Annotated in this window: 13 protein-coding genes; 4 read left to right on the top strand and 9 right to left on the bottom strand. The window is 36.2% G+C overall.

Annotation, left to right across the window (positions count from 1 at the left end; translation table 11 throughout):
* Positions 1–8 precede the first annotated feature (8 nt).
* Genes HT701_RS04840 through HT701_RS04810 form a run of 7 tightly spaced genes read right to left on the bottom strand, consistent with a single transcriptional unit; the run spans position 9 to position 6,414 of the window.
* Positions 9–803, bottom strand: a complete 795-nt coding sequence (locus HT701_RS04840) for an energy-coupling factor transporter transmembrane protein EcfT (protein ID WP_023940631.1) — start codon at positions 801–803, stop codon at positions 9–11.
* The gene (locus HT701_RS04835; protein ID WP_023940630.1) at positions 796–1,635 is read right to left on the bottom strand and encodes an energy-coupling factor transporter ATPase; all 840 of its coding nucleotides are present in this window, start codon (positions 1,633–1,635) and stop codon (positions 796–798) included. Before HT701_RS04835 ends, HT701_RS04840 begins: the two co-directional genes overlap by 8 nt.
* On the bottom strand, positions 1,620–2,447 hold the full coding sequence (locus HT701_RS04830) for an energy-coupling factor ABC transporter ATP-binding protein (protein ID WP_050136440.1): 828 nt from the start codon (positions 2,445–2,447) through the stop codon (positions 1,620–1,622). The genes HT701_RS04835 and HT701_RS04830 overlap by 16 nt, the downstream gene beginning before the upstream one ends.
* On the bottom strand, positions 2,444–2,989 hold the full coding sequence (gene pgsA, locus HT701_RS04825) for a CDP-diacylglycerol--glycerol-3-phosphate 3-phosphatidyltransferase (RefSeq protein ID WP_050136443.1): 546 nt from the start codon (positions 2,987–2,989) through the stop codon (positions 2,444–2,446). The genes HT701_RS04830 and pgsA overlap by 4 nt, the downstream gene beginning before the upstream one ends.
* A gap of 10 nt (positions 2,990–2,999) precedes the next feature.
* Positions 3,000–3,842 (bottom strand): cytoskeleton protein RodZ, encoded by an 843-nt coding sequence (rodZ, locus tag HT701_RS04820; RefSeq protein ID WP_050136445.1) that lies wholly within the window; start codon positions 3,840–3,842, stop codon positions 3,000–3,002.
* A 41-nt stretch (positions 3,843–3,883) separates the two neighbouring features.
* Positions 3,884–5,167 carry a pitrilysin family protein gene (locus HT701_RS04815; RefSeq protein WP_050136447.1) on the bottom strand — a complete coding sequence of 428 codons (1,284 nt, stop codon included), beginning with the start codon at positions 5,165–5,167 and terminating at the stop codon, positions 3,884–3,886.
* Complete coding sequence (locus HT701_RS04810) at positions 5,164–6,414, bottom strand: pitrilysin family protein (RefSeq protein WP_119919417.1); 1,251 nt, start codon at positions 6,412–6,414, stop codon at positions 5,164–5,166. Before HT701_RS04810 ends, HT701_RS04815 begins: the two co-directional genes overlap by 4 nt.
* Positions 6,415–6,572: 158 nt before the next feature.
* Here HT701_RS04810 and yaaA point away from each other — a divergent pair, with 158 nt between their 5' ends.
* Complete coding sequence (yaaA, locus tag HT701_RS04805) at positions 6,573–6,941, top strand: S4 domain-containing protein YaaA (RefSeq protein ID WP_000455897.1); 369 nt, start codon at positions 6,573–6,575, stop codon at positions 6,939–6,941.
* A 2-nt stretch (positions 6,942–6,943) separates the two neighbouring features.
* Complete coding sequence (recF, locus tag HT701_RS04800; protein WP_172931269.1) at positions 6,944–8,035, top strand: DNA replication/repair protein RecF; 1,092 nt, start codon at positions 6,944–6,946, stop codon at positions 8,033–8,035.
* 57 nt (positions 8,036–8,092) lie between these two features.
* Here the strand turns inward: recF and guaB are convergent, their stop codons facing one another.
* Together guaB and trpS are read right to left on the bottom strand one after the other, a co-directional pair.
* The gene (gene guaB / locus HT701_RS04795; protein WP_000073402.1) at positions 8,093–9,571 is read right to left on the bottom strand and encodes an IMP dehydrogenase; all 1,479 of its coding nucleotides are present in this window, start codon (positions 9,569–9,571) and stop codon (positions 8,093–8,095) included.
* 151 nt (positions 9,572–9,722) lie between these two features.
* On the bottom strand, positions 9,723–10,748 hold the full coding sequence (gene trpS, locus HT701_RS04790) for a tryptophan--tRNA ligase (RefSeq protein WP_057488307.1): 1,026 nt from the start codon (positions 10,746–10,748) through the stop codon (positions 9,723–9,725).
* A 205-nt stretch (positions 10,749–10,953) separates the two neighbouring features.
* On the opposite strand from trpS, the gene HT701_RS04785 reads away from it, so the two are divergent.
* Together HT701_RS04785 and HT701_RS04780 are read left to right on the top strand one after the other, a co-directional pair.
* On the top strand, positions 10,954–12,576 hold the full coding sequence (locus tag HT701_RS04785; protein WP_119919415.1) for an ATP-binding cassette domain-containing protein: 1,623 nt from the start codon (positions 10,954–10,956) through the stop codon (positions 12,574–12,576).
* A 61-nt stretch (positions 12,577–12,637) separates the two neighbouring features.
* Positions 12,638–15,181, top strand: a complete 2,544-nt coding sequence (locus tag HT701_RS04780; RefSeq protein WP_172923004.1) for a YfhO family protein — start codon at positions 12,638–12,640, stop codon at positions 15,179–15,181.

Below are 15,181 nucleotides of genomic sequence, written 5' to 3'. Positions count from 1 at the left end.
AAAAGCTACTAAGATTTTAAGAAAAATAAGCAACAACCAAGTACGAGAATAACAAGAATAGTCAGCGTATCCTTTCGAGTCCATTCCAATTGTCGGTATTGACTTCTGCCTTTTCCACCCTGATAACCACGCGCTTCCATAGCGATAGCTAAAGAATCTGCACGTTTTAAACTTGTTGCAAAAAGAGGAATCAAAATTGGAATCATAGCCTTCACCTTTTGAACAATGCTTCCTTCACCAAAATCCACTCCACGCGCTTTCTGTGCATTCATAATCCGCGTCGTATCATCCATCAAGGTTGGGACAAAACGTAGGCTCATGGACAGCATCAATCCAATTTCATGAACTGGAACTTTCACACGCTTTAAAGGCGCTAACAAAGCTTCGACAGCTGAGGCCAAACTTAAGGGCATGGTCGTTAAGGTTAACAAAGTTGAAAAGAAAATAATCAATACAAAGCGACAAAAAATAATTCCAGCTTGTTGCAAAGCATAATCCGTGATTCTCACAAACGAAAACTCAAATAAAACATTCCCATTAGAAATGAAAAATAGTTGAAAAATAGTTGTGAAGGCAATCAAGAAAAACATAGACTTCAAGCCCTGAATAAAAAATGAAAGAGATACTCCTGACAAGGCAATAAATATCCCTGTCGCTATAAAAAGAATTAAATTCGTCAAGGGAGTATTAGCCCAGAAAACGATTAAAATCAGTAACATCATAGCAAGCAATTTGCTACGTGGATCCAATCGGTGAACAATCGAATCCCCTGGGATATAACGCCCCAAAATCATACTATCCATTTAGCGACTCCTTGAACTCCTCTATCTTAATCGGTAATCGTTTAAATGACACGCCTCTATCAGCCAATCGTTTACAAAAGGCCGTAATTTTAGGTACTCCCAACTGCACTTCTTCCATAAAGACAACATCTTGAAAGACATCACTTGGCTTACCACCCTTAACTAGACGTCCCTTTTCCATCACATAGACTTGATTCGCATATTCAGCAACATCATCCATCAAATGCGTTACCAAGACAATGGTCATCCCTGACTGGTGGAGTTTTTTGAACAAATTCATCAACTCTTTTCTACCCAGAGGATCCAGGCCTGCTGTGGGTTCATCTAAGACTAATACAGCTGGCTCCATGGCAAGTATGCCTGCAATGGCCACACGTCTCATTTGTCCCCCTGACAGCTCAAACGGGCTACGATTTAAAAGTGATTCATCAATTCCAACCAGAGCCAGTTTCTCACGCGCAATCTTCTCCGCATCTTCTTCAGAAACTCCAAAATTTTGCGGTCCAAAAGCAACGTCTTTCAAAACCGTTTCTTCAAAAATCTGATTTTCAGCAAACTGAAATACCAAGCCAACCTGTTTTCTAATTTGACGAATATCTTTATTTTTAGAAGTCGAGGTGATTAAGGTATCAAAAACTCGCACACTCCCTTGACTTGGAACCAATAAACCATTTAATAGTTGTAAAATAGTTGATTTGCCACTACCTGTATGTCCAATTAAGGCCGTATAAGAACCATCCTCAATCGTCAAAGAAACATCCGACAAAGCTGCTGAAGCTAAGGGAGTACCTTCTTGATATGTAAAACTCACATTTTCTAGAGCAATTCCCATAGTTTATCCTCTAGCTCACTTTCTGTCAAATAATTTTCAGGCAAATCATAGCCATTCTGACTCAAAGAATGTTTTACTTGATTGGCAAAAGGATCGTCTAATCCAATTTGATCTAAATCATTTCGTGAGAAAAGTTCTCTTGGGCTACTAGTTGATTCAATTTCCCCTTTTTTCATGACCAATACGCGGTCACTCATGGCAACTTCTTCCAAATCATGTGTAATGGAAATGACCGTCATATCATAGTCTTTCCGAATTCCTTTTACTGTCTCAATCAGTTCTCTACGACCCTCAGGATCCAACATACTTGTTGCTTCATCTAAGATTAAAATAGCTGGTCTTAGGGCTACAACACCTGCAATGGCCACACGTTGCTTTTGTCCACCTGATAGACGCGCCGGCTCTCTCTTTTTAAAGTCCAACATGCCAACTAAAGTCAGAGCTTCCTCCACTCTCTTTTTCATTTCTTGACGAGAAAGGCCCTGATTTTCCAAACCAAAGGCAACATCATCCTCAACAGTCGCTCCAACAAATTGATTGTCTGGATTTTGAAAAACCATACCGATTTGACGACGTATATTCCAAACATTTTCCTCAGTCAGCCGTTGGCCATCAATTACAATCTCTCCGGATTCTGCTTCCAGTAAGCCATCAATTAAGCGAACCGTCGTTGATTTACCACTACCATTATGCCCTACAATCGAAAGCCATTCTCCACGTTTCACGTGAAACGTAATATCCTTCACATCATAGTATTCTTGACTTTCCTTATAACGAAAAGAAAGATTTTTTACATCAATTATTGATTTCATTTCGAACCAAATGTCCCTTTAAATACATAGGCACTACCCTTGAAATAATCATAGCCAGAGTAGATAGTGAAAAACAAGGCTACATAAAGTAGAACTTGACCAAGCAAAGTCCAATGTAATAGCAAGAAAATAATGGCAAACATCTGACTGAAAGTTTTAATTTTTCCAGGCATTGCCGCTGCTAAAACTGTTCCACCAGTTTCAACCAATAAAAGCCTTAAACCTGTCACAGCCAACTCACGACAGATAATTACTGCAACAATCCAAGCTGGAGCCATACCTAACTCAATCAGCATAATAAAAGCCGATATAACTAGTAACTTATCCGCCATAGGATCTGCAAATTTACCAAAATTACTGACCACATTCCATTTACGTGCTAAATATCCATCTAAATAGTCGGTAATACTGGCAACAGCAAAGATAATAGCTGCCACTATATGACTCTCTATCGAATTTCCTACTGTTAAAATAAAGATAAAAATAGGTATAAAGAGAATTCGACCTATTGTTAAGAGATTGGGAATTTGTTCTTTTTTCATTCGTTTTTCCTTAATTTTTAGTAAAGGTTACAGTGATTTGTCCAGTCTGCGCTGTTAACTTCGATAAATCAACAGTCTGATTATCTACTGTCAAAGTAACACCTTTTACAACACCTAACGTAATTGTTACAGGATTTTTTGTTGCAACTGTTGCTTCTGCACTTTTCTTCTCTGGCGATAGGGTTACACCGCCCTCAAGTTCGCTTTCTGAAATGCTGACCCAACTTGTAACATCTGAAACTGCCAATTGCAATTTAACTGTTTCCTTACTTGTCTTATAAGCGATGTCTACATGATTTCCTTCGCCTGATACACTTATAGCTGATTCTACACTAGAAGAACTGCTAGATGAACTACTACTTGAGGAGTGGGGAACAGAGCTAGTTGAACTTATTGAACTTGTTGATTGAACCACACTGTAATTAGAAAAAGAAGGCCCCTCTGGTTGAGTTTGAATATAGTTCCAAACATAATAGGTCACAAAAATTAAAATCGATAAGGCGAAAAGGATAAAATAAAATAAAGGTAAAAAGGATGTTTTTTTCTTCTTTTTCTTACTTGAACGTCTACGACCTGTCAACTCATCTTCATCAACATCTACTTCCTCATAAGTAATCATACTCCCAGAATCATAAGCATCCAAAACAATTTGATCATCTAACTCAACAGCCCATGCATATTTTCTCAAGAAAGAACGCGTGTAAAAAGGACTTGGAAGTTGATCGAAATCGTCTGCTTCCATTGCTTCCAACATATCTAACTGGATTTCTGTCTTTTTCTGCAATTCATCTAAACTCAATCCCTGATTGATTCTAGCTAATCGTAAAACCTCACCAATTGTTTTTTTCCTCATACTTGTCATCCCTTCTTTCTAGTGTCTATTATGATAGGTTACTACGATGGGAATATTGTAAAATCAACTATGTCACCATCATCTATTAAGTGATGTCCTGCTTCAAGGACATCCTCTAAAGTAATTTCCTGTAAAATTTTCGGTAAATCAAAAATTGTCTCACCATGTTCAAAAGCATCATATTGCGTTGCAATAAATTCAAGAGAGTTCATGCTACTGAAAAATTCTCCAAACATCTCTCTTTTGATAATATCTAAATGATCCTCTGTAATATCTAAATCCTTTGTAAAATTACGAATGGCCTTCCTAAATTGATGAGATAAAGCAACTGGCTCTTTTGTATCCATTGTCAACATGACAAAATGAAAGCGACTTGTTACTTCAATTTCAAGAGATAGAGAAGCATCTATTTTACCTGATTCATAACATTTTTGAAAACGATCCGAAGTCCAACCAAACATCATTGAAAACAATAATTTTAATAAAATATGATGTCGATAGCAATCCGCCTCAGCAACTTCTCGCTTACCTCTAATCCCAATCGCTAGTTTGGGAGAAGATACTTCCATTCTCATACTGTCTGTTTGCTTTACAGGCTGTAAAACAAATTTTTCTCTTGCTAGTTCCTGAACATCTAAATCTTTCAGTTTTTTTCTTTCAAAATAGTCCTGTACTTTCTCTACATCAAAATCACCAACTAAAAACAGAGACATGTTTACAGGTTTGTAAAATCTTGCAAAATTTTCTTGCAAATTAGTTAGATTGATTTTGGAAATGGATTCCTCACTTCCAACTATATCCGTCGCTAAAGGTGTACCAGGATACAAATTCGCTAGAGTTGAAAAGAATAAACACGAATCTGGATTATCTTGATATATTTCTCGTTCTTGCTGGATAATATCCTGCTCTCTCAAAATGGAAGCTTCAGTAAAGTGTGCTGATGTTACCAATTCATCAAGTAAATCTAAATTCTCTAAGAGATAATCCGTCGATGAAAAAAGATAGTTTGTTTTTGTAAAGCTTGTAAAGGCATTGCTATCCGCACCTAGACTCGTAAATACTGACATCAAATCGCTAGAATCTTCTCTCTCAAATAATTTATGTTCAAGAAAATGAGCAATTCCCGCAGGATATTCTTTTACATCTCCGTCAACTTCTGTGATAAGCGTATCTACCGAACCAAACTGTACAGTGACACTCCCGTAAACCTCTTTAAATTCCTTTTTAGGCAAAAGAACAACTGTTAATCCATTTGACAAACGAGTTCGATAAATCATTTCTTTTACAGCTGGATAGTATTTTTCTTCAAAAACAACCTTTGTCATTCTATTCCTTCCATAAAGTAAATCGCTTGTAGTTTCACATTATTAGCTGCTCTACAAATAGCATCTTTGTCAACTTGCTCGAGTTTTGCAATCCAACCTTTAAAGTCTGCTGAAGATTTTCCAAGTAAGGCATTTTGATAAGCACGTTCAATCAATGAACCTTGATTATCTTGAGAAAGCAACAAAGACCGACGAATCATTTCCTTGGTCTGCTCTAACTCAAGCTCTGTAAAATAACCTTTTTTTAAATCAAGCAGTTGATTATTCATCATTTTACGAGCCTGGTTCCTATTTTCTCGATTGATACCAGCATACATTCTCAAGAATCCACTAAACAAATCGAGTTGACTTAAAATGGTATAAGCTAATCCAGCATTTTCACGGACATTTGTAAAGAGCTTAGAGTGAGCAAATCCACCAAGTAAACCATTCATTACAATCATGGTTAAATGTTGCTCATCACCATATTCAGAAGGGCAATAATAACCTAATTCCAAAATGGATTGTCCCACATTTTTCCGAACCATACCTTCCTGAAGGATATTGGAATAAGGTTGACAATACTGGACCTTCACATCTCCTTTTCGACCTTTAAAGCCAAATGATTCTAATACATTTTGAATTTCAACCTCATTAAAATCACCTAGGAAAAAGAAATCTATTCGATCATTGGCTAAAAATTCTTGGAAACAAGAGTAAGAACTTTGTGGAGTTTCAGCTAAAATACGATTTCGTAAATCACTATATTCCAATTGAAGACGTTCATCATGAAAAAACAATTTATCCAATTCTTTATGTGCAAAATAAAAAGAATCATCCATATCAGCTGCTAAACTTGCTAGCAATTGTTTTTTCTCAATTTCAAATAAGGCCGGATCAAACCCATTATCAACTACTACGGGTGAAAAAAGAGTTTCTTTTACAAGTTCCAAAATCTGAGAAGTTAGCACGTTTTTCCTACTTAAAAACTCATCACGAACATAGGTAAATGTCAATTCTATAATGTGGCTTTGCCCTCTTCTGAAACAATTGGTTGACATATCTGTACCGTATAGACTGGCCAAGTGTCTCCTCAAATCTTGAGAAGTGGGGTACATCTGATTAGCAGTCTCTAGCATACTTGCACTCAACATGTGACCTGCAATCGTATCAAGGGATAATGGAGCGGTAAAACGCACGGCGATTTTGTTCGTTTTAAACTTTTTTGATTGGATAAAATGTGTTGAAATTCCATGCACTAACTCCATGATTTACCTCCTTATATACAGACTTCTATTATATCACGAAAACCTGAAATTTTCTTGTTCTCTGTAACACTTTTGAAATAAAAATCGCTTACATTTTTCCCTATTTCTCTCACTATTTTTAGGAAAATATGGTATAATACCAAAGATTGAGGTGAATTATGGAATACAAATTATTTGAAGAATTTATTACCCTCCAAGCACTACTCAAAGAACTTGGAATTACACATAGCGGAGGAGCTATCAAATCCTTTCTCTCTGAACATTCTGTTTACTTTAATGGGGAATTAGAGAGTCGTCGTGGTAAAAAACTTCGTATTGGTGATAAAGTTGACATCCCTGACATGAATATTGACATCTTGTTGACACAACCTACTTCTGAAGAACAAGATGAATACCAAGCTGATAAAGTTGAAAAAGAACGAATCGCTAAACTTGTTAAGGAGATGAATAAAGGAGTAAAAAAAGACAAATCAAAACCTACTTCATCACCCAAAAGCAAACAAGCTCCGCGATTCCCTGGTAGATAATCATGTGGCTACAACACCTATCTCTCAAGACTTTTCGTAACTACAAAGAGACGAAAATAGACTTTAATCCTAAATTAAATGTCTTTTTAGGACGTAATGCACAAGGTAAAACAAATATGTTAGAGGCTATCTATTTTTTAGCCTTAACACGTAGTCATCGAACTCGAACCGATAAAAATCTCATTCATTTTGATGAGGAACAACTTCATCTTTCAGGTCTTATTCATAAAAAAACGGGATCCATTCCTCTCGAAATTGAACTAACACAAAAAGGCCGTGTAACAAAAGTTAATCACTTAAAACAGGCACGACTTTCAGATTATGTCGGACACATGAATGTTGTCTTATTTGCTCCTGAAGATTTACAACTTATTAAAGGAGCACCTTCGGTTCGACGAAAATTCATTGATATGGAACTTGGACAAATCAAGCCCATCTATCTATCAGACTTAACCAATTATAACCACATCCTAAAACAAAGAAACACTTATCTAAAATCAGCTCAAAAAATAGATGAAACCTTCCTTTCAGTGTTGGATGATCAGTTAGTTGATTATGGATGTCGTGTGATGAATCACCGCTTAGATTTCATAAAAAAACTAGAGCATTTTGGTCGTAAGAAACATTTTGAACTTTCTAATCAGATTGAAGAGTTGTCAATATCCTATCAATCTTCTGTCAATATAACTGACAAACAAAACTTATCCGAATCTTTCAAAATTGCTTTAGAAAAAAGTAGATTCAGAGATTTATTTAAAAAGAATACTGGTGTCGGTCCTCATCGAGATGACATTTCTTTTTATATAAATGGGATGGATGCTAGTTTCGGAAGTCAAGGTCAACATCGTAGTCTCGTCCTTTCTATAAAATTAGCAGAAATCGAATTAATGGAAAGCATTACTACAGAATCTCCAATATTACTGCTTGACGATGTTATGAGCGAACTTGACAACACTAGACAACTAAAATTATTGGAAACGATTTCTCATTCAATCCAAACCTTTATCACAACAACAAGCTTAGACCATCTTCAAAATCTACCAGAAAATATAAGTATCTTCACTATTCAGGATGGTAAAGTTTTTGTAAATTAAAATTGACAACATTGTAAAAGAACTCCTGTTTCCACGGGAGTTCTTTTCATTGTTTTTTTACATAGAATAATTTGGTGCCTCATTAGTAATTTGTACATCATGAGGATGGCTTTCTTTCAAACCAGCACCAGACATTTCAATAAATTGAGCATTATCGTGTAGTTCTTTAAGGTTAGCTGCACCACAGTAACCCATACCAGAGCGAATACCACCAATCATTTGGAAGACAATATCAGCTGCAGCACCTTTATAAGCAACACGACCTTCAATTCCTTCTGGAACAAGTTTGTTTGCTTCATTGACAGAACCTTGGAAGTAACGATCGCTTGAACCTTTCTTCATAGCAGCAATTGATCCCATACCACGGTAAGTCTTAAACTTACGTCCTTGGAAGATTTCAGTTTCGCCTGGAGCTTCATCAGTTCCAGCAAACATTGATCCAAGCATAACTGCATTTCCACCTGCAGCAAGGGCTTTTACAATATCTCCAGAATACTTGATTCCACCGTCAGCAATAATCGTTTTTCCATATTCACGCGCAACAGCTGCAGCATCGTAGATCGCTGTTACTTGCGGAACACCAACACCAGCAATCACACGAGTAGTACAGATAGAACCTGGTCCAATCCCAACCTTGACAACATCTACACCTGCTTCGTAAAGGGCACGTGCACCTTCAGCAGTTGCAATATTTCCAGCAATCAAAGTACGATCTGGGAAGTGAGCACGAATCTCAGCAATTTTACGCAAGACACCTGCAGAATGACCATGTGCAGTATCAATAACAATCGCATCCGCTCCTGCTTCAAAAAGAGCCTCTGCACGTTCAAATGTATCTGAAGTAACACCTACTGCACCTGCAACTAGTAGACGACCAAACTCATCTTTAGCAGCATTTGGAAACTCAATAACTTTTTCAATATCTTTGATAGTAATCAAACCAGAAAGACGACCTTCTTCATCTACCAACGGAAGCTTTTCAATACGGTGTTCTTGAAGAATGCTCTCAGCTATTGCAAGATCTGTACCCACAGGAGCAGTCACAAGATTTTCACTAGTCATATGGTTTGAAATTGGTTGGTTATAATCTGAAATAAAACGAAGATCTCGGTTTGTCAAAATACCAACCAATTTACGATTTTCAAGTGTTTCAACAACTGGAACACCACTGATGCGGTAACGTCCCATAAGCTCATCTGCTTCAGCAATTGTATGTTCAGGCGTCAAGAAGAAGGGATCAATAATAACTCCATTTTCAGAACGTTTTACCTTACGAACCTCGTCTGCTTGTTGAGCAATTGACATGTTTTTATGGATAACTCCGAGACCACCTGCACGAGCAATAGCAATGGCCATTTGACTCTCTGTAACTGTGTCCATGGCAGCGGTAATAATTGGGATATTTAAAGTCAAATTATCTGCCAATTTAGTTGTTAAATCTGCATCGTTAGGCAACACATGACTTTCAGCTGGAATAAGCAATACATCATCAAAGGTAAAACCTTTTTTCAAAAATTTAGTGTCCCAATTAGACATTCGAAGTTTCCTCTTTTCTTTATTTTTGAGCTTGACTCTTTTTATATTGTATCTATCATACCATTCTATAAAAATTTGTCAAATGTTACAGGGGTAAATAAAAAACTATCTTTTCTTCGAGATAGAAATGATAGTTTCTTGTAAAATAAACTTAGTTAAAGTAATGAAGTCCCATTGCTCCTTTAACCTCAGATAGGGTTTGACCTGCAACTTCACGCGCTCTTTCACTACCTTTTTGAAGCATATTATAAACTTCTCCCATATCCTTAGCAAATTCGATACGGCGCTCACGAATAGGACCAAGTTCACGTTCTAATATTTCAAGTAGATAACGCTTGGTCTTCACATCACCAAGACCACCTCGTTGATAATGTTCTTTCATGTCAGCAATTTCTTGAGCATCTTCTGGGCGACCAAAAACATCTAGATAATGGAAAACCATATTTCCCTCAATCTTACCTGGATCTTCCACTCGAATATGATCTGGATCTGTATACATACTCATCACTTTTTTACGCAAAGTATCCGCATCATCAGCTAAATAAATACCATTATTGAGTGATTTAGACATTTTAGCATTTCCATCTAAACCAGGCAAACGCCCTGCTCTCTCATTTTCTGGATAAATACCTTCCGGCTCTATCAAGACATCACATTTATATGCATTGTTAAAAGAACGAACAATTTCACGAGTTTGCTCAATCATTGGTTTCTGATCTGTCCCAACAGGAACATAATTAGCCTTGAAAGCTGTGATGTCAGCTGCTTGAGCGATTGGATAGACTAAGAAGCCTGTCGGAATACTTTCTCCAAAGCCTTTCTGAGCAATTTCTGTCTTGACAGTTGGATTACGCTCCAAACGTGCTAATGAAACTAAATTCATATAATACATAGACAACTCAGCTAATTCTGGAATTTGGCTTTGAATAAAGATAGTTGACTTACTTGGATCCAATCCAACTGCAAGGTAATCCAAAGCCACATTTCCGATAGACTCTACAATGGTTTGAGGATCTTTGGCATGATCTGTCAAGGCTTGTTGGTCAGCCAAGAACACAAACATATCATACTTATCCTCTTCCTGTAATAATACTCGATTTTTGAGACTTCCAACATAATGTCCAATATGCAATTTTCCTGTTGGACGGTCTCCTGTTAAAATAATGGGTTTAGTCATTTTGTTCTCCTTCGATATAGTCCCTTCAATTATAGCATTTTTTTAATGAAATAACCGCAATTTATCAAAATAAATCAACCTTACTATTCACGGATTTGTGTAAAGTATAATGTAAATATAATTTACACAAAATTGACAGATAAAAATTTGAATATTTCCGTATTTTCTAGTAGAATAAATATATTACACATATAGGAGAAAAACATTGCTTACAGTATCTGATGTTTCACTACGTTTTAGTGATCGCAAACTTTTTGATGATGTCAATATCAAATTTACAGAAGGAAATACTTATGGATTAATCGGTGCTAATGGTGCCGGAAAATCAACCTTTTTAAAAATTTTAGCTGGAGATATCGAACCTACTACTGGTCACATCTCTCTTGGTCCAGATGAACGTCTCTCTGTTCTCCGTCAAAATCACTTTGACTATGAAGATGAACGTGCCATTGATGTTGTTATCATGGGAAATGAAAAACTTTATAGCATCATGAAAGAGAAAGATGCCATCTACATGAAGGAAGATTTCTCAGACGAGGACGGGGTTCGTGCTGCCGAACTCGAAGGAGAGTTTGCCGAACTTGGAGGTTGGGAAGCAGAGAGTGAAGCCTCTCAACTCCTTCAAAACCTAAATATCCCAGAAGAATTACACTACCAAAACATGAGCGAATTGGCCAACGGTGAGAAAGTAAAGGTTCTCCTTGCCAAAGCACTTTTTGGTAAACCTGATGTTCTTCTTTTGGACGAGCCTACCAACGGTTTGGATATCCAATCGATTACTTGGTTAGAAGACTTCTTGATTGACTTTGATAACACAGTTATCGTAGTATCCCACGACCGTCACTTCTTAAACAAAGTATGTACTCACATGGCCGACCTTGACTTCGGAAAAATCAAACTCTATGTCGGAAACTATGACTTCTGGAAGGAATCTTCTGAACTCGCTGCTAAATTGCTAGCAGACCGTAATGCCAAAGCAGAAGAAAAAATTAAACAATTGCAAGAGTTCGTTGCTCGTTTCTCTGCTAATGCTTCTAAATCAAGACAAGCAACATCACGTAAGAAAATGCTTGATAAGATTGAACTTGAAGAAATTGTACCATCTAGTCGTAAATATCCATTTATCAACTTTAAAGCGGAGCGTGAGATTGGTAATGATCTCTTGACAGTAGAAAATCTAACTGTAAAGATTGAGGGTGAGACTATTTTAGATAATATCAGCTTTATTTTGCGTCCAGGTGATAAAACAGCACTTATTGGACAAAATGACATCCAAACGACTGCATTAATTCGTGCAATCATGGGGGACATTGACTATGAAGGAACTGTCAAGTGGGGAGTAACTACTAGCCGTTCTTACTTGCCAAAAGATAACTCGGCAGATTTTGCAGGAGGAGAGTCAATCCTTGACTGGTTGCGTCAATTCGCAAGTAAAGAAGAAGATGATAATACTTTCCTACGTGGCTTCCTCGGCCGCATGCTCTTCTCTGGTGATGAGGTTAACAAACCTGTCAACGTCTTGTCAGGGGGAGAAAAAGTTCGTGTCATGCTTTCAAAACTTATGCTCTTAAAATCAAATGTCCTTGTCCTCGATGATCCAACCAATCACTTGGACTTGGAATCTATCTCAAGCTTGAACGATGGATTGAAAAACTTTAAAGAATCAATCATCTTTGCCAGCCATGACCACGAGTTTATTCAAACTCTAGCTAACCATATCATTGTCTTGTCTAAAAATGGCGTCATTGACCGTATCGATGAAACCTATGATGAATTCCTAGAAAATGCAGAAGTACAAGCAAAAGTTAAAGAACTTTGGAAAGACTAAATAAAACTTCAAAACTCAGTTGGGTTAACCAGCTGAGTTTTCTAACATTTTATGAGGTAACATGAAATTATTTTTTAAAACATATTGGACCTATTTTGTTTCCTTCATCATTCCCATAATCATTATGACAGGAGTATACCTATCTCAAGGTATCTACTGGAATAGCGACAACTCTCCTCTATTAGGAGATGGTTTTCATCAATACGTTATTTTTGATGTAGCTTTACGAAATATCCTACATGGAAATGGTAGTCTGTTTTACACCTTTACAAGTGGCCTCGGATTAAATTTCTATGCCCTATCTAGTTATTACTTAGGAAGTTTCCTTTCACCTCTAGTTTACTTTTTTAATCTGTCGAATATGCCAGATGCTGTCTATCTGACAACTCTCTTAAAATTTGGATTGATTGGTTTGTCAACTTACTTTAGTTTAAATAAATTATTTCAATCGATTCCTAAGCCTTTAAAACTAGCTTTATCTACTTCCTATGTTCTGATGAGTTTCACTGTCAGTCAATTAGAGATAAAAACCTGGCTAGATGTTTTTATCTTGATTCCTTTAATTATAACTGGTTTACACCTACTTATAACTGAAAAGAAACTCCTTTTGTACTTTACAAGTCTGTCAATATTATTTATTCAAAATTATTATTTTGGCTATATGACAGCATTGTTTCTTATTTTCTGGTATCTCTGCCAAATTTCTTGGGACTTTAAAACTCGAAAATCATCTTTTCTTGATTTCATAGTTATCTCCTTTTTAGCTGGTATGGCTAGTTTGATTATGACTCTTCCCACTCTGTTTGATTTACAGACACATGGGGAAAAATTGACTGAAGTTACAAAGTTTCAAACTGAAAGTAGCTGGTATCTTGATCTCTTTGCTAAGCAATTCATCGGTTCCTTTGATACAACAAAGTATGGGGCTATCCCAATGATTTTTGTTGGACTACTTCCCTTTATTTTGACCATTTTATTTTTTACACTGACATCCATTAAGTTTCACGTGAAACTTATCTATGCAATCTTCTTTGCATTTCTAATTGCAAGCTTTTATATTGAAGCTCTTGATTTATTTTGGCAAGGCATGCATACTCCAAACATGTTTTTACATCGCTATGCTTGGATTTTCTCTACCTTGTTAATTTACACAGCAGCGGAAGTCTTAAATCGTCTGAAAGAACTTAAAATCTGGAATTTTTTAGTTTCGCTTTTTCTTATAGTAACAGGATTTTTAGCTACCATCTATCTAAAATCACATTATTCTTTTTTAACAGATTTGAATATTCTGCTTACTCTTGAATTTTTGGTTGTCTATTCGCTTTTACTCCTTGCAGTTATCAAAAAGTTTATATCTGTGAATCTATTTGCCATTCTAATCTCTTTATTTATAATAGTTGAAATAAGTTTAAATGCTTCATCTCAAATGGACGGAATTGCTAAAGAATGGGGCTTTGCTTCTCGAAGTTCATATCATCGAGAGATCCCAGCTATGGAATCTTTCTCAACATATATTGGAAATCAATTTACTCGTACTGAGAAACTAGAGACTCAGACAGGAAATGACAGTATGAAATTCAACTACAATGGAATCTCTCAATTTTCATCTGTTCGAAATCGTTCAGCAAGCTCTACTTTGGATAAACTTGGGTTTAAATCCTCTGGGACTAATCTCAATCTCCGCTATGCCAATAATAGTATTTTGGCTGATAGTTTATTTGGCATCCAGTATAATATCTCAGAAAACCCTATTGATAAGTATGGTTTCCAAGATGTATATCAAAAAGATAATCTTACCCTATATGAAAATCAATTCTCTCTTCCGATTGCCTTTGCTAGTCAATCTGTTTACAATGATGTCAATTTCACTGAACATACTCTAGATAATCAGGCCTCGTTTTTAAATCAACTTGCTAACGTCAATTTTGATTATTTTTCTCCAATACCTTATGAAAAAACTGAATATACTGATGATTTGATTAGTGTTACAAGCTCTTCAAATGAAGATGCATCAATCCAGTATCAAATTGAAGTTCCAGAAAACAGCCAAGTTTATCTTTCTTTCACAAACCTTCACTTTTCTAATGACAAACAAAAAAAGGTTGACATCCTTGTCAATAGGAAAAAGAAAACTTTTACAACTGATAATGCATTCTCCTTCTTTAATCTAGGCTATACAAAAGAGAAAAAGACTTTCAATATCAATGTTAGTTTCCCTGGAAATTCACAAGTATCATTTGAATCTCCTACCTTCTATCGTTTAGATACCAAAACTTTCACCGAGGCAATTCAAAAAATTAAAGAACAGCCTGTAACAGTATCAACTTCTAAAAACAAGGTTTTTGCTACATATGATGTTCAACAAGATACATCTATTTTCTTCACCATTCCTTATGACAAAGGTTGGTCTGCCTACCAAAATGGTAAGAAAATAGAAATTAAACAAGCTCAAACTGGCTTTATGAAAGTTGACGTTCCTAAGGGAAAAGGAACTATTACACTTTCCTTTATTCCCAATGGTTTTATTACTGGAACAATCTGTTCCTTTACTTCTCTCTTACTATTTGGAATCTATAATCGCAGACGAAAATTATCTAAGGCTTAA

It is taken from the genome of Streptococcus sp. 10824 (assembly GCF_013276595.1).
In the GTDB taxonomy this organism is placed as follows: domain Bacteria; phylum Bacillota; class Bacilli; order Lactobacillales; family Streptococcaceae; genus Streptococcus; species Streptococcus pseudopneumoniae.
This window is presented reverse-complemented; position numbering and strand designations above follow the sequence as displayed.

What these genes read in the sequence shown, in the direction of transcription:
- HT701_RS04840 (WP_023940631.1), bottom strand. Translation starts at nt 803, where the DNA reads ATGGATAGTATGATTTTGGGGCGTTATATCCCAGGGGATTCGATTGTT.
- HT701_RS04835 (WP_023940630.1), bottom strand. Translation starts at nt 1,635, where the DNA reads ATGGGAATTGCTCTAGAAAATGTGAGTTTTACATATCAAGAAGGTACT.
- HT701_RS04830 (WP_050136440.1), bottom strand. Translation starts at nt 2,447, where the DNA reads ATGAAATCAATAATTGATGTAAAAAATCTTTCTTTTCGTTATAAGGAA.
- pgsA (WP_050136443.1), bottom strand. Translation starts at nt 2,989, where the DNA reads ATGAAAAAAGAACAAATTCCCAATCTCTTAACAATAGGTCGAATTCTC.
- rodZ (WP_050136445.1), bottom strand. Translation starts at nt 3,842, where the DNA reads ATGAGGAAAAAAACAATTGGTGAGGTTTTACGATTAGCTAGAATCAAT.
- HT701_RS04815 (WP_050136447.1), bottom strand. Translation starts at nt 5,167, where the DNA reads ATGACAAAGGTTGTTTTTGAAGAAAAATACTATCCAGCTGTAAAAGAA.
- HT701_RS04810 (WP_119919417.1), bottom strand. Translation starts at nt 6,414, where the DNA reads ATGGAGTTAGTGCATGGAATTTCAACACATTTTATCCAATCAAAAAAG.
- yaaA (WP_000455897.1), top strand. Translation starts at nt 6,573, where the DNA reads ATGGAATACAAATTATTTGAAGAATTTATTACCCTCCAAGCACTACTC.
- recF (WP_172931269.1), top strand. Translation starts at nt 6,944, where the DNA reads ATGTGGCTACAACACCTATCTCTCAAGACTTTTCGTAACTACAAAGAG.
- guaB (WP_000073402.1), bottom strand. Translation starts at nt 9,571, where the DNA reads ATGTCTAATTGGGACACTAAATTTTTGAAAAAAGGTTTTACCTTTGAT.
- trpS (WP_057488307.1), bottom strand. Translation starts at nt 10,748, where the DNA reads ATGACTAAACCCATTATTTTAACAGGAGACCGTCCAACAGGAAAATTG.
- HT701_RS04780 (WP_172923004.1), top strand. Translation starts at nt 12,638, where the DNA reads ATGAAATTATTTTTTAAAACATATTGGACCTATTTTGTTTCCTTCATC.